Below are 19,865 nucleotides of genomic sequence, written 5' to 3' on the forward strand. Positions count from 1 at the left end.
TAAGTGAAAGTGACAAAAACACTGAGCCTGAACAATTTTATTGTCAGGCTAGCGTCTTTAGGCGCAGTTTGGCAACAGGGGGTTATACCCCAAGAGCAAACCACCCGTTGGACGGGTGGTTATGATTGTTTTTTGTATGGATAATCACTTCATCATTATGGGTTTTAGTTCCAGTTTAAGGAATTCGCAGTGAAATCTTAAGGGAATCTTAAGAATTTCTTATCCGGCACGCAAACTCTGGGCGGCATAATGTTAAACATAAACAACGTTTTGGATATAAAGAGGGGTTGGCAGCTTGTTTAGAAAAAAGCGTTACTTTCTACTGATTCTTATTATTCTCATATTCCTGTTTCATGACAAATTATCGTTTCAAAACGTGCAGAAGCACGGTAATGCCTTCATTCAACAAGTAGAGCAAAAATGGCGCGGCGTGCGAACCCCTGAACTGGCAGGTGTGGAAGGGCAGGCCGTACTGATTATGGACCGGGATTCCGGCGAGCTGCTGTACAGCGATAATGGAAAGAAAAAGATGTATCCGGCCAGCACTACGAAAATTTTAACCGCGCTCATTTTATTGGAGAGAAGCTCGCCGGATGATACGGTAACGGTCGGGGACGAGGTATTGCTGAGAACGTCGGACGAAAGCTCGGCCGGACTTGTGCAAGGCGAGCGATTGACGGTCAGGGATTTGACGGCGGCCATGATGCTCCCTTCGGGCAACGATGCGGCGAGAACTGCCGCCGTTTATGTGGCTGAACTGGAGACTGGGACACAGCAAAGCCCGGAACAAGCCATGTCTTATTTTGCCGAATTAATGAATGAGAAAGCGAAGAAACTCGGGGCGGTCAAGAGCCATTTTGTGAATCCGCACGGCTTGCATGACCCGGATCATTATTCGACCGCTTACGACATGGCTCTGATTGCCAGAGAAGCGATGAAGCTCGAAGAATTTAATGAAATTGTTGGGGAATCCGAATATGCAGCAGCAGCCCAAGGTCAGGGAGAGCACTTATTCCAGAACCGGAACAAGCTGTTGAACAGCAGCGGAGAATGGTTTTTTCAAGGGGCTAACGGAATTAAGACGGGATACACAGAAAAAGCCGGGTATTGTTTGGTAGGCTCGGCTACCCGGGAAGAGAGAGAACTGATCACCGTAGTGCTTCATTCCACCGAGCAGGGTGTCTGGTCAGACACGGTCAAGCTGCTCGACTACGGGTTCAGAATTTGAGGAGGGGCCATATGAATAAGTCATCTATGGATATGATCTACCGTGAATATAAGAACGATGTTTACCGTTATCTGTATTATCTTTGCCGGAATCACCACAATGCAGAGGACTTGATGCAGGAAACGTTCTACCGTGCATGCAGCCGGCTGGACAATTTGGAAGGCGGAAGAACAAAGGCGTGGCTGCTTCGTGTCGCCCATAATGCCTATATTGACAGATTGCGGAAGGAGAGCCGTTCTTCAGTGTATGAAAATGAATTTTTCCACAATGTTCCGAGCGAGGAAACCCCGGAAGCCAGCGTGCTTACAGGGGAAAGCCGGCAGGAACTGCACGCTATGCTATCGATGCTGCCTCCTAATCAGCAGCACGCCGTATTGTTATACGATATCCACGGATTTTCATATCAGGAATCGGCTGATTTGATGGGAATTCCTTTATCGCATTTTAAAATCATTCTTTACCGGGCCAGACAAAAATTAAGGAAGGGCAGAGAGACGGCCTAGTCAATCGGAAAATTTTGATGTAGGATATAGAATACAATATCGATTGGGAGGGATACGAATGATACCGCAGCGGGTTACTTTGGTCACTTTAGGCGCGTTGGATCTTGCGGCGCTTAGAGCTTTTTACACAAGATTAGGATGGGAAGACACCCCGACCAGTTCTGACGATTACTGTGTTTTCACAACGGCCGGAGTGCTGCTGAGCCTGTTCCCTTACCGAGAATTGGTGAAGGACGCCAACCTGGAAGATTCGGTCCCTGTGCCGGCGGCGGATGCAAAACCCTCATTTCGGGGGATCACGCTGGCGGTGAATGTGGAAGAGCCGGAAGAGGTTGATGCGGCCATCGATAAAGCAAGGCAAGCCGGGGCGGTGATCCTCAAGGAGCCCGAAGAGGCATTTTGGGGCGGTCGTTCGGCCTATTTTGCCGATCCCGAGTATAATGTGTGGGAAGTTTGCTGGAATCCGTCTGCGATTTTCGACGAAACAGGCGCGATGATTTCATTTTAACGAAAGGCGGAGACGCGTGTCTCTACTTTCGAGCCATATGGCAAGGCCGGGAGATCTTTCTCGGCCTTTTTTGTGTTTGCCCTGTAAGCTTTTTTGGCTTGCACACCGTTTTAAGGACCATTTAAAGTCGTTGTCTTTTAATCGGGCGGATCCTAACATGGAAATGTGAACAGGTAAATTTATTCGCATCAGCATCCATCGACTAGAAGAGGTGAATGGAATGAAAACAATAAGTGAGCTGGAGAACAAGCTGAGCACGCCCTCCGATCGGCTGATCCGGGATCTGGCAGGAGTGGAGGGGGATATTCTCGTTCTCGGGGTCGGAGGCAAGATGGGACCGAGTCTGGCGAAGCTTGCGCAACGAGGTATCCGGGAAGCCGGAAAAAACGCCAAAGTCATCGGAGTTTCCCGTTTCTCGTCGGGAACGTTACAGGAAGAGCTGGAGGCCGAGGGTATTGAGACGATCGCGGCCGATTTATTGGATGAAGAGGCGCTGTCCGGGCTGCCGGACATCCCTAATGTGATTTATATGGCCGGAAATAAATTCGGCACGACAGGCAAGGAGTATTTTACATGGGCGATGAACGCCTATTTACCGGGAAGAGTGGCCGAGAAGTTTAAGGATTCGCGAATCGTCGCTTTCTCGTCCGGCAACATTTATCCGTTCACGAAAGTTGCCCTTGGGGGAGCTTCGGAGGAGACGGCACCTTCGCCGGTGGGCGAATACGCACAGTCTTGTCTTGGCCGGGAGCGGGTGTTCGAATATTTTTCGCGTAAAAACGGGACGCCTGTTCTGAATTTCCGGTTAAATTATGCAATTGATTTGCGCTACGGGATTCTGCTAGAGGTAGCTACGGCCGTAAAAGAAGGGCGTCCGATCGATCTGAACATGGGAGTTGTGAACGTCATTTGGCAAGGAGATGCGAATGAGATGGCGATCCGTTCGCTGCTTCATTGCGGCTCCCCGCCGGTGACGCTTAACGTGACCGGGCCGGAAGCGGTGTCCGTGCGGTGGCTGGCCGAGCGCTTCGGTGAAGCCTTCGGGACGAAGCCGGTATTTACCGGAGAAGAAGGGCTGACGGCGCTGCTCAGCAATGCTTCGAATAGTCATCACCTCCTGGGCTATCCGAGCGTACCGCTGAGACAAATGATTCAGTGGACGGTGGAATGGGTCCTGGCCGGCGGGGCGACTTTAGGTAAACCGACGCATTTTCAAGAGCGGGAGGGTGCGTTTTAATGAAAGAGGCCAAGCAATTATCCCAGGCAGCTGAAGAGCTGCTTCAACGCGGGACCGTGATCCCGGCACATCCTCTGGCCCTGAATGCCTCGCGTGAGCTGGATGAGGCCAGGCAGCGTGCTTTGACCCGGTATTATATCGCTTCGGGAGCCGGAGGTATGGCGGTTGGGGTGCATTCGACCCAATTTGAAATTCGGGATCCGGGAATCGGGCTCTATGAGCCGGTGCTGCGGCTTGCGGCAGAAGAAGTGGACGCGGCCGGGCTCGAACGTCCGTTTCTGAAAATTGCGGGAATATGCGGCCCGACCGAGCAGGCCTTGGCGGAGGCGGAATTGGCGGCAAAGCTCGGCTATAATCTGGGGCTTGTGAGCATGGGCGGACTGAAGGAATGGAATGAAGACGAGCTGCTCGAAAGAATGGAAGCGATTACAAAGGTCATTCCCGTATTCGGTTTCTATCTTCAGCCTGCGGTTGGCGGCAGACGTCTTGGCTACTCGTTCTGGCGCCGGTTAGCCGAGCTGCCTGGAGTGAAGGCGATTAAAATGGCGCCGTTCAACCGCTATGAAACGATCGACGTAGTCCGGGCCGTATGCGAATCGAGTCGCAGGGACGAAGTAGCGCTGTATACCGGTAACGACGATAACATCGTCTCCGATTTGCTGACGACTTACCGTTTTCCGGTCCATGGCGAAATCGTTGAGAAGCGCATCGTCGGCGGTTTGTTAGGACATTGGGCTGTATGGACGGCCAAGGCCGTAGCGCTGATGGAAGAAATTCATGCGATTCGGGACTTGAAGGGGCCGATTCCGGTAGAGCTGTTGACGCGCGGCCAAGAGATAACGGACGTCAATGGGGCTTTGTTCGATCCGTCCCATGGATTTAGCGGAAGTATTCCGGGGATCCATGAAGTGCTTCGGCGTCAGGGTCTGCTGGAAGGGCGCTGGTGCCTGAATCCCGATGAGGAGCTGTCCCCAGGCCAGTTGGAAGAGATTGATCGTGTCTATACAGCCTACCCGCATCTTAATGATGACGAGTTCGTAAGGCGCCATTTGAAGGAGTGGCTAGGCGACCATTAAGGCATTTTGCTGAACAGAAGGGGGAGAGTTGATGAATCCGGCAATACGGCATGACAGAGTCTATTTTTGGGAGTCGTCGGATCGTTCGTTTATTGTGGATACTTGTCTGAGCGAGTGGCCGGAGGAAGCCGCTGAAGTGCTGTACCGGGCCGATCTTGCCTGCCGCTGCACGTTTATATATACGCATCGTTGGGATATGGAACGGTGTGAAACCGAGGTGGCTTTTCCGGACGGGATCAACTGGAGCTATCGCCATAACGAAGACATCGAGTGGATGGTCATGCTGAACCGGGCCAGGTATATGAGCGAGCTGGGGCAGGCCTATTGGCTGACAGGTGAAGAAAGGTACGCCGAAGCGTATATATCGCTAATGAAGGACTGGATTCGGCAAAACCCGCTGACGGAGGAGGAAGTTCTGGCTAGCCAAAGCCGGGCCTATAACGTCAAGGATACATGGCGCAAGCTGGACAGCGGAATTCGGATTGTGAATTGGCTGAAGGGTTATTATTGCGTTCGGCAATCCTCATTGTGGCAAAGCGAAGAAGAGACGTTATTCCGGGAAGCCGTTCGGCGGCACGGTATGTATCTGAATATCGCCTACACGCCGCATGACCGGCAGAGCAATTGGGGATTCCTCGAAACGAACGGCCTCTTCCAGCTTGCGCTGATGTTCCCGGATATCGAGGAATCGGAGACGTGGCTGAAGCAAGCGGTGCAAAGATTGGCCGAAATGTGCCCGGTCCAGGTTTTTGAGGACGGTATGCATAACGAACAGTGTACGATGTACCACCATGAAGTGTTGCATTGTCTGTTTGAACCGGTATGGCTGGCGGAACTGAACGACGTACCGCTCCCGCCGGAGCTGCGGAATTCGCTAGACCGCATGTACAGCGCATCGCTAGCCTTGGTGCAACCGGACGGCCGCCAGCCGATGCTTGGAGACAGCGACGGAACGGATATTCGGGATGTACTGACGCGCGGAGCCGTTTTGTTCGCAAGGGGCGATCTGAAACGGATGGGATACGACAAGCTGGATTACGAGGGAATCTGGTACTACGGAGAAAAAGGCTGCAAACGCTATGAGCAACTCCACATTCAAGAGCCGAAGGCTGCTTCTGTGGAATTGGCGCAAAGCGGCTACTATGTGATGAGAACCGACTGGAAGCCGGATGCCCGGTATCTGGTGTTTGACGCCGGTCATATGGATGTCATTCGGGCGCACGGGCATGACGATTTGCTGCATATCAGTCTGTTTGCTTACGGCAGAGAGTTTCTGACCGATCCGGGCCGGTACACGTACATGGAAAATGATTTCAGGCGATATTTTAAGGAATCCTTGCAGCATAACACGGTAGCTGTGGACGGAGAGACGATTTCAAAGTACGTGGATTCCTGGAACTGGAATCATGTTGCCAATCCATTGGACCGTTTCTGGAGATCGGAGACGGATATCTACGATTATGTCCAGGCATCGCATGACGGGTATTTACGTCTGAACGATCCGGTATTGGTGCGAAGACAGATTTTGTTCATTAAGCCGGATTACTGGATTGTCGTTGATACCTGCAAAAGTAATGGGGAACATGAATATACTTTGCCGTTTCATTTTGCCGAGGGATTGAACGTTGAAGTGGAAGCTGACGGAACCCTGCTTGCTTCCTCCTCGAGACAGGAGCCGGCATTGCGAATCATTCCGGTCAAGTCAGGAGAAGCGCTGGTGGATGCGTCATGGGTAGCACGGGATTATAACCATAAAGTCACCTCGCTGAAAGCAATGTTCCGGCAAAAAGGGAGCGGGCTTTCCAAATTTGTGACCGTCCTGTATCCGTGCCGCACTCGGGACTGTGATCAGCCCGACATCTCCCAGATTGAGGTGTTGGACAGTTATGGGGATACCGTTTCCGAAGAGCTGGTAACAGCATTGACCATACAGAATGGAGCCGAACGCGTTCATGCTCTTTTTTCCCATCAAGGTCCTCGCGGGTATCAATTTGCCGGAAGGCATATGACCGGGGAAGTCCTGCTGGTGCGGGAAAATAACACCCCATCAGAGGAACATGAAGATACTTATATCGTAAAGGTCTAACGGGATCAAAACGGTTTACGGTCTTTTTAAGGACGTTGACCTTTAATTGAAGATACCTTAACTTTAGATTAAGTTCACAATTTAGTCACAAGTTTTAGAAAGCGCTTTAATTGGTGGGAAACTCAATGATTAGGGGGTCAAGTAATGAAAAGGAAGTTTAAATCATGGGGTACTTTCTTACTCAGTATAACGCTGGTATCCGCCCTGCTCCTGACAGCCTGCTCCGACGGAAAGAGTAAATCGGGAGCGGGAGGAAACGGCGATAAAGGCGGAAAAGCGGAAAAGGTGGAGCTTAAGCTCGGTTTCTATTCTTCCGCCCAGTCCGATGCCAAAATGCAGGAACTGATCGACAAATTCCAATCCGAGCATCCGAATATTACGATCAAGACGGAATCATCGCCATATAATCAGTTTTTCCAGAAGCTCGACACGCAAATCGCTGCGGAAAGCGCGCCGGATCTATGGTTGTCGGATGGGGTGCTCGTACCGAAATATGCGGAGCGCGGGGTGCTGAAGGATCTGACGCCTTTGATCGAAAAAGACTTGAAAAAGGACGATTACTTCGGTCTGGATTTCAATAAAGACGCAAACGGAAAATACTGGGGCGTACCTCAGGGCATCCAGATCGCGGTGCTCTATTACAACAAGGATATGTTTGACGAAGCGAAGGTGGAGTATCCTACCGAGGATTGGACCTGGGACGATTTGAAGGCGGCGGCCGAGAAACTGACCAAGGATTCCACCGGGAAGTACGCGAATGACTCGGCTTTCGACAAAAATAAAGTGAGCCAATATGGACTTACCTTCTTCAGTATTACTGAAGGTTGGATGACGGTGCTGAAATCGTACGGAGGCGGCGTGCTGGATGAGACGCTTACGAAATCGGTGATCAATACGCCGGAGAACAAGCAGGCTTTGGACTGGATTGTGGACGGAATGCAGCGGGAGCTGTTGCCGACGCCTTCCGATTTGAAGAGCTTCCAGAGCAACATGGCGCCATTCCCGAGCAAGGCGGCCGCAATGCGGATCGGGATTTACGCCCGGACCATCGATGCTAACGCGGCGGAGCTGAACTATGATGTGACGCTGCTGCCGAAGGGACCGGACGGAAAACGCTTTTCGCCGGTCATCGCGAACTCCTGGGTCATCAATAAAAAGGCCGAAGGGGCGAAAGGCGACGCGGCTTGGGAATGGGTGAAATTCTGGGCGACGGAGGATGAAGTCCAGAAGGAATGGGCTTCCCTGGGCGAAGCGGTTCCGGTGAAAAAATCAGTGGCGAATTCCGAGGAGTTCTTAAGCGGGAAACCGGAAAATAAACAGGCGTTCCTCGACAGCTTCGAGTTTGCCGGGACGCTGGACGTCAATGCCGTATGGAGCGAATGGGTCGGAAAGTTTAACGACAATATCAACCGGGCGTTCGAAGGAGAAATTCCTGCCGATCAGGCTTTGAAACAAGCGGATACTGAGGTACAACAGGTTCTGGACGAATTCTATAAAAAGTAGGATAGGATAACATGCGCGGAGGCTTCGGCCTCCGCCCCTTAAATCGCTACAGAAAGTGTGATGAGCATGGTAGAAAACACAGGAACTGTAAAGGCTGAAAGGGGTCGCGCTATTGAGCCCAAGAAAATCCGAAGGAAAAAACTGAACAGTGACGGCAAGTGGGGGCTCCTGATGGTGACCCCTTATCTCATCCATTTTGTTGTTTTTGTATTAGGCTCGTTGCTCGCATCACTTTATTTCAGCTTCTCGGATTACGATATCCTGAATCCGCCGAAATGGAAGGGGCTGGATAACTATACGAAGCTGTTTCATGAGCCTGTATTTTGGAAGGCCCTGTGGAACACGCTTTATTTCACGATTTTGTTTGTGCCGCTGCAAACCGTACTGGCTTTGATTTTGGCGGTAGCGCTGAACCAGAAGCTGCGTGCGTTAAAGCTGTTCCGGCTGGCGCATTTTCTTCCCGTGATCTCTTCGTGGACTGTCATCATGTATGTATCGGATGCAATCTTTAACCCTAGATTCGGGTTCGCCAATTCATTTCTGATCAAAATCGGCCTCGATCCGCAAAAATGGCTGCAGGATGAGCATCTCGTCATTCCGTTGCTGGTCATCATTGCGGTTTGGAAGGGGATCGGGTACATCATGGTAATCTTTCTGGCGGGATTGCAAAACGTTCCAAGCGATGTATATGAGGCTGCGGAAATCGATGGAGCGGGCACCTTCCGCAAGTTTTTGAACATTACGGTACCGCTTATTTCCGGTACGACGTTTCTGGTGCTCATTCTAAGTACGATTTCTACGTTCCAGGCGTTTGAACAGATCTACGTCATGACCGGAGGCGCAATGGATGCTTCTTCGGCCGGCGGACCTCATAAAGCAAGTCTCGTGCTTATGATTTATTTGTATCAGGAAGGATTCTCGTTCCTGCGCATGGGCTACGCTTCCGCGATCGCCTGGGTGCTGTTCGTCATCTTGTTTGTGCTTACCGTCGTGCAAATGCTTTTGCAGAAAAAATGGGTGCATTACGAATGAGGAAGGGAGGAGTGACGTCATGAAGCTGAACCGAACCCGAAAAATTGCAGGATACACCGTCATCATTCTGAGCTCCCTGATCATGGTGATGCCTTTTCTTACTACCATTTTTAACTCTCTAAAATCATACGCTCAGTATACCATGGTGCCGCCACAATGGATCCCGGATCCCGTACAGTGGAACAACTACGCCGAGGTTTGGAAGCTTGGTCCGTTCGGACAGTATACGACCAATAGCGTCATCGTTACGGTGCTGTCCGTAGTCGGCGCGCTGTTCTCTTGTTCCATGGTGGCCTATGCTTTTGCTAGATTGAAATTTCCGTTGAAAAATACGCTGTTCCTCGTCGTGCTTGGCACGATGATGATCCCGCCGGTCGTGCTGATCATTCCGCAGTTTGTTATTTTCAAATCTCTGCATATGCTGGACACCTTAACTCCGCTCTGGATTATCGAGTGGCTGGCTCAGCCGTTTGGCATCTTTCTGATGCGCCAGGCGTTTCTGGCTATTCCGAAGGATTATGAGGAATCGGCGAAGCTGGACGGCTGTAATCCGATCCAGATTTACTGGCGCATCTTCCTGCCCATGTGCAAACCGACGTTTGCGACCTTGGCCGTCTTCACCTTTATGACGAAGTGGAACGAGATCCTGTCGCCGGCCATTTTCCTGACTTCCAAGGAAAACTTCACCCTGCCGATCGGCATCCTGTCCATGGCTGGTCAATGGTCCGGCAACGAGCAGTACATGGTCGCCGCCGCGCTCATGAGCCTCATTCCGATCCTGCTTGTCTTCCTGTTCGCGGAGAAATATTTTGTGCAAGGCAGTAACTCTGCGGGGATCAAGTAACGGGTGTCTGGCACCGAATTCGGATGATGTTCTATGAAGTGGATTTGGAGCAGTAGGATACTGAATATTGACAATTTGCTTGTTTGAGATAAAAGTCCTCTTTGTCCACTTTTAGGTGGACATTTCAGTCATTTGTCCATGTGAGGAAGACGGGACTAAGGGATAACAACGAAAGAATGTATGGGGGAGATACAAGAGAGAAGGAAAGCATGACTTCGCGATGAGAGGAGGTAACTATATGGTCTACCGAGTAGTATTGATTGGAGCGGGGATTATTTCGCGTAATCATCTGGAAGCGATCCGGCAGGTTGGGACGCTGGAAGCTGCGGCTGTAGCCGATACGGACGAATCCAAGGGGAAGGCTTTGGCGGAGGAGTATGGGATCTCTTTTTACCGGGATTATGAAGAAATGGTGACCAAGGAGAAGCCGGATATCGCGGTAATTGCTTTGCCTCATCATTTGCATGCCTCCTGTGCGGTATGGTGCGCCAAACAGGGTTGTCATTTGCTGCTGGAGAAGCCGATGGCGTTAAATGTTGATCAATGTGATGAAATTCTGCAAGCGGTTGCAACCGCGGGCGTCAAGTTGATGGTCGGGCATACGCAGCATTATTGGCCGGCCAATATTCAGGCGAAGCAGTTGATTGCAAGCGGCGAACTCGGCCGATTGCTGGCTGTTCACGATACCCGGCACCTCTATTACTATCGGGACAACAGACCGGACTGGTTCCTGGAAAAAGCCAAGGCCGGAGGCGGGATTCTGATGAATCTGGGCGCCCATTCCATCGACAAAATTCAATGGTTGACGGATAGCCGTGTCCATCGAGTGAAGGCTTCGGTAACCTATGAAGGACCTAGAGGCGATGTGGAGGGCAGTGGCTGTATTTTTCTGGAGACGGATAGCGGACTCAGCGGTGTTATTGTTCAATCCGGATATGAAGGACCGCCCAAGGATGAGACGGAATTGATTTTCTCCCACGGCATGGCCAAGCTGATTTCCGCAAAAGGCTTGTGGATCAGCAAGGGGGGAGAGTACGAGCAAGTGGAACCGATTCCCGAAGAGGACCCGTTTGTGCTTCAATTCAAGGACTTGCTTCAAGCGATCGGGAACGAACAGGACCCGGACAGCAGCGGCGAATATGCCAGGTCGGTCATCGCAGCGCTGGAAGCCGTTTACCGCTCGGACCGGACGGGGGTGGAACAGCATGTTTGAACCCGGGGATAAAAAGAGCGATAGAAAGCATGAACTCGTGGATCGGAACGGGGTGGAGCTAAGGGGCAACAGTATATTTGAACTCGCGAGATGGAACCGGAAGAATGTTGCGAGAGAGGGCCGTATTCGTTTCAGCATGTGTTCGACCGGTTTGAAGCAGGCGCCGATAGAAGCGGTGCTGGATTTGGCGCAGGACCTAGGACTGCAAGGGGTGGAGCTGTGGGTAGGCCACCTGGAAAGCTACAGCAAACGCGGCGGAACGCCGGAAGACATGCGCAAACTGCTTGAGAGCCGCGGACTTGAAGTTCCGGCCATCAGCGAATATATCTATTTTTCCAAAGGGGAAGAGGAAAGGAAGGGGGAGCTGGAACGGATCCGGCGGGCGGCGGAGTGGGCCGCAGAGATTGGTTGCCCGAGGATCAGAACTTTTGCCGGACACAAAGCGTCGAGAGAAGCGCTGGCCGTGGAATGGGACGATGTGGTTTCCGGTTTGGATGAAGCATTGGACATATGCAGGGCGCAAGGAGTTCGATTGGCGGTTGAAATTCACAACAATACTTTTGCGGATACTGCAGAGAGCCTGGCGGCATTGCTGAGGGACGTATCCGGGGAAGGTCAGGGGGAAGGGCAAGGGTTGGAGCTGATTTATGACGGCTTTAATCTTTTTGTCGATTATCTGGAGCCGATTTCGGTGTTGGAGCAGTTTTTTTACGATATTCATCATGTTCATTTCAAAGATTATAGGTGGAACCATCAAGACTGGAGTCAAAGTGTGCCGGTACCGGTGCTGCAAGGGGATGCGGGTCATGCCGCAATTTTGCAAAAATTGTTGGACCTTGGGTATGAAGGATACATTTCATTCGAGTATATGGGCGACTACGAACAAGTCGTTTTAAACACGAAACGGTCACTTGCCGAGGTTAGAGATTTTGGCGAACAGTTAGAGGCTTAGTCATCCCATATATCTGATTGGGTTGTGGGTCATTGTTGACGATGCTTAAAAAAGGGAGCGGGAGGTGCCGGCCATGACGATCAAGCTGCGGGTTGCGGTGATTGGGCCCCGGGATTTGGTGGAAGCTGTACTGGAATTCGGTTCTTATTTTGCGGAATTGGCTATGTTTCCGGCGCCATATCAACATGAGCGGGAAACGCTCGAGGTGGTCGACCGAATCAGGGACCAGGCGGATATTTTGCTGTTTACCGGTCCGATCCCGTACCGGATCGCGCTTGCGGCAGCTCCCGACAAGCCGATGGTACACGTTTACTATTCGGGAACAGCCCTGTATAAAGTGCTTTTCGATCTCTATCGTCAAGACGTACTGGATATGCAAAAGGGATTGAGGCTGAGCATGGATGTCCTGCAATACAACGAAGTAGAGGAACCGCTGCAGGAGATCGGCCTGCCGGTAGATGAGCTCCTGGTCAAAACCTATGAATCCGGTATGACCAACGAGGAACTGGTTTCCTATCATTATGAGTTATGGAAAAACGGCCGTGTTTCCGTGACCGTTACGTGCGTAACCTCGGTATACCAGAAGCTGAAGAAACTTGGCGTGCCTGCTTACCGGGTAGTTCCGACTCAGTCCGCTATCCGCGATTGCCTGAACCGGGCTCTTTTGGAAGGAAAAAGTGTCCGCTTGAGCAGCACTCAAATCGCCGTAGGGATCATGAATATCGATAATTTTGCCAAGGTTGCCAAGGAGGCCGCCTCCGAATACGAGATTCAGCGGAAAAAGATCATTCTGCAACAAATCCTCGTCGATTTCGGCGAGGAGACGCAGTCGCTTATTAAGTGGAGCGATTCGGACGAGGTTTCTTTTATTACGACTCGAGGCATCATCGAGCAGGTTACCCGTAAGTTCCAGGATGCTCCCTTGCTTTTGGAGGTGATGGAAAGGCTCCAGTGGAATGCCAGCATCGGGATCGGGATCGGCCGGACCGCGAACGAAGCCGAAGGCAAAGCCAAGGAGGCGCTGTTGAAGGCGAAATCCGGGGGCGGGGGAAATTGTTATTTGATCATGCAGGACGGAATCGTCTATGGTCCGCTCGGATCAGATTTGACGCTGGAGTATTCCGCCCGCAGCGAGAATCCCGAGTTGATTTCCATGGCTAAAAAAGTTGGACTCAGCGTAGGCACGATCAACAAGCTGGTGTCGCTTTGCCGTCGGCTAGGGACGTCAACTTTTACGGCTTCCCAGCTTGCCGAAGGGTTTGGAATTACGCTGCGAAGCGCGCGCCGAATCATGGCGGCACTGGAGAAATATGAGATGGCGAGCATCGTCGGAGAAGAGCAGCCTGCCGGACGAGGACGCCCGAGACAGATCTATACGCTGAATCTGGAGGAAGCGCAGTATGAATAAAGTGAATTTTCGTGAGGCCGCCGCATCGTTTGGCGAGGAAATCGTTTCAATTCGCCGCCGTCTTCATCAGGTACCGGAGCTTGGATTCAAAGAGGTGATCACCTCCGCATTTGTTTCCGATTATTTGGAGCAGCTAGGACTGGAAGTGCGCCGGGGCGTAGCCGGCACCGGGGTTGTCGCGCTGCTGGACACCGGACGACCGGGGCCGTGCATCGCTATACGCGCGGACATGGATGCGCTGCCGCTGCAAGAGGCGACAGGATTGCCCTTCGCATCGCGGCATGACGGCGTCATGCATGCCTGCGGCCATGACGGGCATATGGCGATGGCGCTCGGCGCCGCCGCGATGCTGACCGCTGCGCAGCAGGAGCTGCGCGGGACGGTCAAGTTCATTTTTCAGCCGGCCGAGGAGATGCTGGGCGGAGCCCGGCATATGGTCGAGGCCGGTGTGCTGGAGTCGCCGCGCGTGGACGGCATAGTCGGCCTGCATTTATGGCCGGACTTGCCAACCGGACGCTTCGGCGTCAAGGCCGGGACCGTGATGGCGAGCATGGATCATGTCGGCATCACGGTCCATGGCCGTGCCGGGCACGGCGCCGCCCCGCATCAGGGCGTCGACGCCATCATCGCTGCCGCGCAGGTGCTTACGGCGCTGCAGGTGCTGGTCAGCCGCGAGGTCGACCCCGCTGAGCCCGTGGTGCTCAGCATGGGCTCCATCCGCGGCGGCAGCCTGCCCAACATTATCGCGGATCGCGTCGAGATCCGCGGAACCGTGCGCGCCGTCAGCAACGCGGCGCGCGAACAGATGCAGCGCAGGGTCACCGCGCTGGCGGAGGCGGTCGCCGGAGGGATGAACGCCCGGGCCGAGGTCGATTACGAGTTCGGCTACCCGCCGACCGTCAATGACCCCGCCCTGATCCGGCGCGCCGAAGCCGCACTCCGGGCACTCTACGGCCCGGAGGCGATTGAAGTGCTGGTCCGCTCGCCGATGACTAGCGAGGACATGGCCTACTACATGGAACAGGTGCCCGGCGTTTTTCTTCTCGTAGGCGCGAGCGGAGCCGGTCATGGCGGATTTCCGCTGCATCATCCGCAAATGACCATCGACGAAGAGGCGTTGACAGGCGGCGCCGCGTTTCTGGCAGAGTTTGCCCGAGATTTTTTGTTGCTTGAAAATAGGGCTTCAGGGCAGGACAGTTAATGCCGGTTGTGGAATAGAATCTTCATTGGGGAGAAATTGTCTCCCCGGAACCAATCCGATATAGGGGGATGAAGATGAACAACGGTTTGATTCTGCCTGCCCGTCCTCTGCTTGCAAATGAGGACGCTTCCCGAATAATTAAGGATTATGAACGGTTTCAGGGCGGCCTTCCGTCCGGAGTCGAATCTTATTTGCTTGAAACTTATGGGCTCGACGTCTCTTCCCGCTACGGAATTCATGCCATCCGGAATCCGTTCGGCAAGGCGTCGGGCCAATTGTCGTTAAATTTACGTCAAGTTCAGGATGATGCCGATGCCGGACTCGGCTTTGTCGTGCTTAAAACAGTGATTGCGGAAAATGCGGCAGGCACCCGCTCCATGGAAGAGTGGGCGGTGAAGGAAACCCGGATGATTGTGGACACAATCACGGGCAAGGAGACGGGGGAGCCGGGCTGGAACGTCACCTGGCAAGGGAGGGGATGGCACGGCTCGTTCCCGAGTTACCTGGAATTTGCCCGTCAAGCGCTGGAGATTGGTAAAACGGCCGGTATGGTGGTCGTTCCGTCCTGCAAATATCACTTGCCGGGTCCGGAAGAAGCCGAGTTCCGCATGGAAGAGTACCATCACACGACGAGAGGTTTATATGAAGTTTGGAAGGAGTGCGGATTCCCGGGCCCGCTGCAAATGGAAAAAGACTTCAGCCCTACGCTGGCCGGTTCAGGCCGGGCCAAACAGCAGGATACCGTGCTCCGCTGGCTGCGTGAAGTGCCGCACCGCATCAAGTCCTGTCTTCCGGACGGCGAACTCGTGCTTGGCATCAAGCTGATGAACACGGTGTTTGAAGACGAATTCCAGTTGAACGCATTCCGCGCTCTTTTGGAAGAGGGGGAAAGTGTGCCGGACTATGTCGTTTACGCCAACCGGCTCTATGACCAGGGACGTGAATTTGCCGGAAAAGTGGGCGCCGCTTATGGCGGTCCCGATCTAAGCCGGCGGAATTTACGGATCCTCACGGCGCTCCGGAGACTCGAACTGGAAGGAGACCTTCGGAAGCCGGTGCCGCCGGTGTCGGGTACCGGGAATGTTGGAACCGGCAAGATGGCGCTGGAATATGCGCTGCGCGGGGCGGAAAGCCTGCAAATGCATACGGTTTTTCAAAAGCCGGGCAGTGCCTATAGCATGAAACAGGGCTCAAAAACGGAACGGGCGCTTCATGATCTTTATTTTCATCCGGAGCACGGTCTCGTAGCATGGATGCTTCATTTGCGGAATTCCGAGGATCTGGTCGACGCGGCCAATGTAACCTCGTTTAAAGATGTGGCTTCCTGGTACAGGGATAAGGGAAGAGACTGGTTTTTGAGGCAGTCGTGACAACTATACATAGTTAGTAGGAAATAGTGAATTAAGGAGGCGGCAGCATGGTTCTGACGATGGAGCAAAGATTGGCTAAAACCGTCCAAGCCATGACCGGCGGGCTTATTCCGGCAGTCCCTGTTCCCAGACATAAAAACGGAGAAATCCACAGCGAGGCACAGGAGGCTTACGCGGGATATCTGAGCCGGCAACAAATCGCGGGTGTCGCGGTATGGGTTCATACAGGCAGAGGACTTCATTTGCAGGCGGAGGAGCGAAAACGAATTTTTCAATCCTGGAAGTCACATTTAAATGAAGCGCAATTGCTTGTTGCCGGAGTAGGTTCATTAATTGACACTACGTTATCCGAACCTCTTCGTCTGCAAAAATGGCGGCAAAATAGTATCACTATGGCGGAAGAGGCTGCTTCCGGTGGAGCCGATGCGCTGCTGGTTTTTCCCCCGGTGATTTTTAAGGAATTAGAGAGTTCCCGGCGGGATGCCGCGATCATCGAATATCATCGCGAGCTGTCAGCGCTTGGCGTTCCGTTGATTCTATTTTATTTGTATGAAGAAGCGGGAGGACTCGCCTATTCGAAGGAGGTACTGAGGGAGCTGCTCGGCATGCCGTCTGTCGTCGGCATGAAAATGGCCGCGCTGGACAGCGTGATGACGCTGCAGGAAGTGTCATCGCTCTTCTCGTCCGAATTTCCGGGCAAGCTGCTCATCACCGGGGAGGACCGGATGTTCGGCTATTCATTGATGTGCGGGGCAACCGGAGCACTGGTCGGCTTGGGAGCCGCTTTTCCAAATATCCAAAGCGACTTGATCACGGCCTACCGCAGCAAGGATTACCCCCTATTTATGGATTTGTCATCCAGAGTGGACGCTTATGCGATGTCGACGTTTACGCAGCCGATGGACAAATATATTTTGCGGATGCTGTGGTGTCTCGCACTGCAAGGGATCATCCCCCGGGAGGCTGCCCATGATATGAATGGGACTGGCTATGAAATGGAAGAGATGGAGCTGGAGATGTTGCGGCAAACGATACAACAATGCCGATTGTATTAGACGGCTTTAAATTTGGACCGATGTCGGTCATAATAGACTTGGAACATTTTGTTTAACACAACCCAACCTAAGGAGGAATTATTCATGCCTAACAATTTGCAGGACACTGTAAAACTTAACAACGGAGTAGAGATGCCATGGTTTGGTTTGGGGGTATACAAGGCTCAGGAAGGTGAAGAAGTCATCCAAGCAGTCAAAGCGGCGATTCGCGCCGGCTACCGCAGTATAGATACTGCTGCTGCATACAATAATGAAGAGGGCGTCGGACAGGCGATCCGCGAAGCGATGGAAGAGAACGGATTGTCCCGGGACCAAATCTTTGTGACTTCTAAAGTGTGGAACAACATGCAAGGCTATGAAACGACTCTGGAAGCTTTTGAAACCAGTTTAAAGAAATTGAACTTGGAGTACATCGACTTGTTCCTGGTTCATTGGCCGGTGAAGGGCAAATATAAAGAAACTTGGCGTGCGCTTGAAAAAGTTTATAAAGAAGGTAAAGTTCGCGCCATCGGCGTGAGTAACTTCCAGATTCATCATTTGGAGGATTTGCTGGCTGACGCGGAGGTTGTCCCGACTGTAAACCAAGTGGAGCTTCATCCGCAGTTAACCCAGAAAGAACTGTTGAAGTTCACAAAGGAGAAGGGCATTGTACTGGAAGCTTGGTCCCCGCTCGGACAGGGCAATCTGCTTGAGAACGAAACCCTGGTATCCATCGGTAAAAAATACGGAAAAACCGCGGCACAAGTTATTTTGCGCTGGGATTTGCAGGTTGGCGTCATTACGATTCCGAAATCGGTCAACGAAGGACGGATTAAAGAGAACGCCGACATTTATGATTTCGAGTTAAGCGCCGAGGATATTGCGGCTATCGATGCTTTGAACCTGAATCAACGGTTCGGGTCGGATCCGGACAATTTTAATTTCTAATTTATAGACAAAGATAGAAGATCGGATGGAGAGATTGACATGAACAAAGAGGCAGCAGGCAAGCCTACTGCGCAGGCAATGACGGTATATCCGATCCTGTTTGCGATCAGCATGGTACACCTACTTAACGACACGATGCAATCGGCTATTCCGGCTTTGTTTCCGATTCTGAGGGACTCGCTGACGCTAAGCTACGGACAGATCGGCTGGATTTCGTTCGCCATGAATATTACGGCATCGGTGTTCCAGCCGCTGGTCGGGCTATACTCGGACATCCGTCCCCGTCCGTACATATTGCCGCTCGGGGTATGCTTTACCCTGATCGGCGTCGTGATGCTGGCATACGCCCCAGCCTATAGCATCATTTTGCTGGCTGTGGCTTCGATCGGGCTGGGTTCCTCCGTGTTTCATCCGGAATCCTCCCGAGTTGCGTATCTGGCAGCAGGGGAGCGCCGCGGTTTGGCACAGTCGATTTTCCAGGTTGGAGGTAACATCGGCACTTCGCTAGGGCCGCTGATGACCGCTCTCATCTTTATCCCGCTGGGACAACGCAGCGTGGTTTGGTTCGCTTTTGCGGCGATTGCGGCGATCATTATTCAGTTTTTTGTCGCCCGCTGGTATGCGTCACTGAATGTGCGGCCCCGTCCGCGCCGTGCTGCCCAGAACCCGAGCGAGACACAGAGAACCGGACTGAGCAAAAGGAAAGTAGGTTTGGCGATTTCCGTGCTGATTCTGCTGCTTTTCTCCAAAAATGTGTACTCCATCAGCATTTCGAGCTTTTACGCCTTCTTCATGATGGATCATTATGGCGTTGGCAAAAGCGCAGCTCAGTGGTACGTGTTCGCTTTCCTTGCGGCCGCCGCCGTAGGAACGTTTTTCGGTGGCCCGATGGCCGACCGCTACGGGCGCAAGAACATCATCTGGCTCTCGATTCTCGGAGCGGCTCCGTTCTCGCTGCTGCTGCCTTACGCCAACTTGTTTTGGTCCGGCGTACTCGTCGTGCTGGCCGGGTTCATCATGTCTTCCTCTTTTTCAATTATCGTCGTCTATGCGCAGGAATTGCTTCCGGGCAAGGTCGGCCTCGTGTCCGGCCTGTTCTTCGGACTTTCCTTCGGCCTGGGTGGTCTCGGCTCGGCGGTGCTCGGCCATTTTGCAGACCAGTGGGGCATCTTCTTCATCATGCAGCTTTGCTCCTACTTGCCGTTGATCGGGTTACTGACCGTGCTGCTGCCCAAGGATGAAGCGTTGAAGTCGGCGGTATGATCACTGATCACTCCAATCAAGTACAGTTTTACGAAATGCGGTTATGTTCCGATGAGGATATAGCCGCTTTTTTGTGTTTAATGAGGGTAGGTGGTCGGGAGCCAGCAATAGAAAAGCCAATGAGCCAAATGTAACGGACATAGCGGACGTTAATTCCTGTTATTTTGCGAGTTTAGGAATTTAACGGACAGGAGAGCCGTTAAACGTTGGATTGTATCGACTTTGACGCTGTTTTGATGGAAATAAGGTCTCCTGTGACCGTTAAACTGAAATCCAAGTGATTTTGACTTCAATAGAGTCCCGTGTGTCCGTTAGAAGTCGAAGAGTAAGCGTAGATAACGAAGAAGTGTAAATTAAGAGAAGTGTGGATTAGAGAAAGTGTGGATTAAGGTGAAGCGCAGATTAAGAGGAAGCGTAGATAAAGAAGGAGCTGTCGATAAAGAAGGAAGCGAGGATTAA

At 52.4% G+C, this 19,865-nt stretch carries 17 protein-coding genes; all 17 read left to right on the forward strand.

The genetic code is table 11. The annotated features are described in order from the left end of the window. The first annotated feature begins 295 nt into the window (after positions 1-295). Positions 296-1,228, forward strand: a complete 933-nt coding sequence (locus KB559_RS18940; protein ID WP_211023938.1) for a D-alanyl-D-alanine carboxypeptidase family protein — start codon at positions 296-298, stop codon at positions 1,226-1,228. Positions 1,229-1,239: 11 nt separating this feature from the next. Next, positions 1,240-1,731 (forward strand): RNA polymerase sigma factor, encoded by a 492-nt coding sequence (locus KB559_RS18945; RefSeq protein WP_211023939.1) that lies wholly within the window; start codon positions 1,240-1,242, stop codon positions 1,729-1,731. Positions 1,732-1,789: 58 nt separating this feature from the next. Continuing rightward, positions 1,790-2,239: a VOC family protein gene (locus KB559_RS18950; protein WP_211023942.1), complete on the forward strand. Its 450-nt coding sequence runs from the start codon at positions 1,790-1,792 to the stop codon at positions 2,237-2,239. Positions 2,240-2,459: 220 nt separating this feature from the next. Beyond that, positions 2,460-3,476: an NAD-dependent epimerase/dehydratase family protein gene (locus KB559_RS18955; protein WP_211023944.1), complete on the forward strand. Its 1,017-nt coding sequence runs from the start codon at positions 2,460-2,462 to the stop codon at positions 3,474-3,476. Next, on the forward strand, positions 3,476-4,552 hold the full coding sequence (locus tag KB559_RS18960; RefSeq protein ID WP_211023946.1) for a dihydrodipicolinate synthase family protein: 1,077 nt from the start codon (positions 3,476-3,478) through the stop codon (positions 4,550-4,552). The genes KB559_RS18955 and KB559_RS18960 overlap by 1 nt, the downstream gene beginning before the upstream one ends. A 31-nt stretch (positions 4,553-4,583) precedes the next feature. Next, positions 4,584-6,638 carry an alginate lyase family protein gene (locus tag KB559_RS18965; RefSeq protein ID WP_211023948.1) on the forward strand — a complete coding sequence of 685 codons (2,055 nt, stop codon included), beginning with the start codon at positions 4,584-4,586 and terminating at the stop codon, positions 6,636-6,638. Between the two features lie 144 nt (positions 6,639-6,782). Then, complete coding sequence (locus KB559_RS18970; RefSeq protein ID WP_211023950.1) at positions 6,783-8,141, forward strand: ABC transporter substrate-binding protein; 1,359 nt, start codon at positions 6,783-6,785, stop codon at positions 8,139-8,141. Positions 8,142-8,207: 66 nt separating this feature from the next. Beyond that, on the forward strand, positions 8,208-9,173 hold the full coding sequence (locus tag KB559_RS18975; RefSeq protein WP_211023952.1) for a carbohydrate ABC transporter permease: 966 nt from the start codon (positions 8,208-8,210) through the stop codon (positions 9,171-9,173). 19 nt (positions 9,174-9,192) lie between these two features. Continuing rightward, positions 9,193-10,017: a carbohydrate ABC transporter permease gene (locus tag KB559_RS18980; RefSeq protein WP_211023954.1), complete on the forward strand. Its 825-nt coding sequence runs from the start codon at positions 9,193-9,195 to the stop codon at positions 10,015-10,017. Between the two features lie 238 nt (positions 10,018-10,255). After that, entirely contained in the window at positions 10,256-11,230 is a 975-nt protein-coding gene (locus tag KB559_RS18985; protein ID WP_211023956.1) for a Gfo/Idh/MocA family protein, read from the forward strand. Next, positions 11,223-12,182, forward strand: coding sequence for a sugar phosphate isomerase/epimerase family protein (locus tag KB559_RS18990; RefSeq protein ID WP_211023958.1), 960 nt, complete (start codon positions 11,223-11,225; stop codon positions 12,180-12,182). Before KB559_RS18985 ends, KB559_RS18990 begins: the two co-directional genes overlap by 8 nt. 73 nt (positions 12,183-12,255) lie before the next feature. After that, positions 12,256-13,590, forward strand: coding sequence for a helix-turn-helix domain-containing protein (locus tag KB559_RS18995; RefSeq protein WP_211023960.1), 1,335 nt, complete (start codon positions 12,256-12,258; stop codon positions 13,588-13,590). Further along, entirely contained in the window at positions 13,583-14,791 is a 1,209-nt protein-coding gene (locus tag KB559_RS19000) for a M20 metallopeptidase family protein (RefSeq protein ID WP_211023962.1), read from the forward strand. The genes KB559_RS18995 and KB559_RS19000 overlap by 8 nt, the downstream gene beginning before the upstream one ends. A gap of 74 nt (positions 14,792-14,865) precedes the next feature. Next, positions 14,866-16,161 carry a hypothetical protein gene (locus tag KB559_RS19005; protein ID WP_211023964.1) on the forward strand — a complete coding sequence of 432 codons (1,296 nt, stop codon included), beginning with the start codon at positions 14,866-14,868 and terminating at the stop codon, positions 16,159-16,161. A 47-nt stretch (positions 16,162-16,208) separates the two neighbouring features. Beyond that, the gene (locus KB559_RS19010; protein WP_211023966.1) at positions 16,209-17,216 is read left to right on the forward strand and encodes a dihydrodipicolinate synthase family protein; all 1,008 of its coding nucleotides are present in this window, start codon (positions 16,209-16,211) and stop codon (positions 17,214-17,216) included. An 84-nt stretch (positions 17,217-17,300) separates the two neighbouring features. Continuing rightward, a complete protein-coding gene (locus tag KB559_RS19015; RefSeq protein WP_211023968.1) occupies positions 17,301-18,143 on the forward strand; it encodes an aldo/keto reductase in 843 nt (280 codons plus the stop codon). Positions 18,144-18,182: 39 nt separating this feature from the next. After that, positions 18,183-19,406 (forward strand): MFS transporter, encoded by a 1,224-nt coding sequence (locus KB559_RS19020; protein WP_211023970.1) that lies wholly within the window; start codon positions 18,183-18,185, stop codon positions 19,404-19,406. Positions 19,407-19,865 lie beyond the last annotated feature (459 nt).

Source organism: Paenibacillus sp. Marseille-P2973 (assembly GCF_018101095.1).
GTDB lineage: Bacteria > Bacillota > Bacilli > Paenibacillales > Paenibacillaceae > Fontibacillus > Fontibacillus vini.

What these genes read in the sequence shown, in the direction of transcription:
- KB559_RS18945 (WP_211023939.1), top strand. Translation starts at nt 1,240, where the DNA reads ATGAATAAGTCATCTATGGATATGATCTACCGTGAATATAAGAACGAT.
- KB559_RS18950 (WP_211023942.1), top strand. Translation starts at nt 1,790, where the DNA reads ATGATACCGCAGCGGGTTACTTTGGTCACTTTAGGCGCGTTGGATCTT.
- KB559_RS18955 (WP_211023944.1), top strand. Translation starts at nt 2,460, where the DNA reads ATGAAAACAATAAGTGAGCTGGAGAACAAGCTGAGCACGCCCTCCGAT.
- KB559_RS18960 (WP_211023946.1), top strand. Translation starts at nt 3,476, where the DNA reads ATGAAAGAGGCCAAGCAATTATCCCAGGCAGCTGAAGAGCTGCTTCAA.
- KB559_RS18965 (WP_211023948.1), top strand. Translation starts at nt 4,584, where the DNA reads ATGAATCCGGCAATACGGCATGACAGAGTCTATTTTTGGGAGTCGTCG.
- KB559_RS18970 (WP_211023950.1), top strand. Translation starts at nt 6,783, where the DNA reads ATGAAAAGGAAGTTTAAATCATGGGGTACTTTCTTACTCAGTATAACG.
- KB559_RS18975 (WP_211023952.1), top strand. Translation starts at nt 8,208, where the DNA reads ATGGTAGAAAACACAGGAACTGTAAAGGCTGAAAGGGGTCGCGCTATT.
- KB559_RS18980 (WP_211023954.1), top strand. Translation starts at nt 9,193, where the DNA reads ATGAAGCTGAACCGAACCCGAAAAATTGCAGGATACACCGTCATCATT.
- KB559_RS18985 (WP_211023956.1), top strand. Translation starts at nt 10,256, where the DNA reads ATGGTCTACCGAGTAGTATTGATTGGAGCGGGGATTATTTCGCGTAAT.
- KB559_RS18990 (WP_211023958.1), top strand. Translation starts at nt 11,223, where the DNA reads ATGTTTGAACCCGGGGATAAAAAGAGCGATAGAAAGCATGAACTCGTG.
- KB559_RS18995 (WP_211023960.1), top strand. Translation starts at nt 12,256, where the DNA reads ATGACGATCAAGCTGCGGGTTGCGGTGATTGGGCCCCGGGATTTGGTG.
- KB559_RS19000 (WP_211023962.1), top strand. Translation starts at nt 13,583, where the DNA reads ATGAATAAAGTGAATTTTCGTGAGGCCGCCGCATCGTTTGGCGAGGAA.
- KB559_RS19005 (WP_211023964.1), top strand. Translation starts at nt 14,866, where the DNA reads ATGAACAACGGTTTGATTCTGCCTGCCCGTCCTCTGCTTGCAAATGAG.
- KB559_RS19010 (WP_211023966.1), top strand. Translation starts at nt 16,209, where the DNA reads ATGGTTCTGACGATGGAGCAAAGATTGGCTAAAACCGTCCAAGCCATG.
- KB559_RS19015 (WP_211023968.1), top strand. Translation starts at nt 17,301, where the DNA reads ATGCCTAACAATTTGCAGGACACTGTAAAACTTAACAACGGAGTAGAG.
- KB559_RS19020 (WP_211023970.1), top strand. Translation starts at nt 18,183, where the DNA reads ATGAACAAAGAGGCAGCAGGCAAGCCTACTGCGCAGGCAATGACGGTA.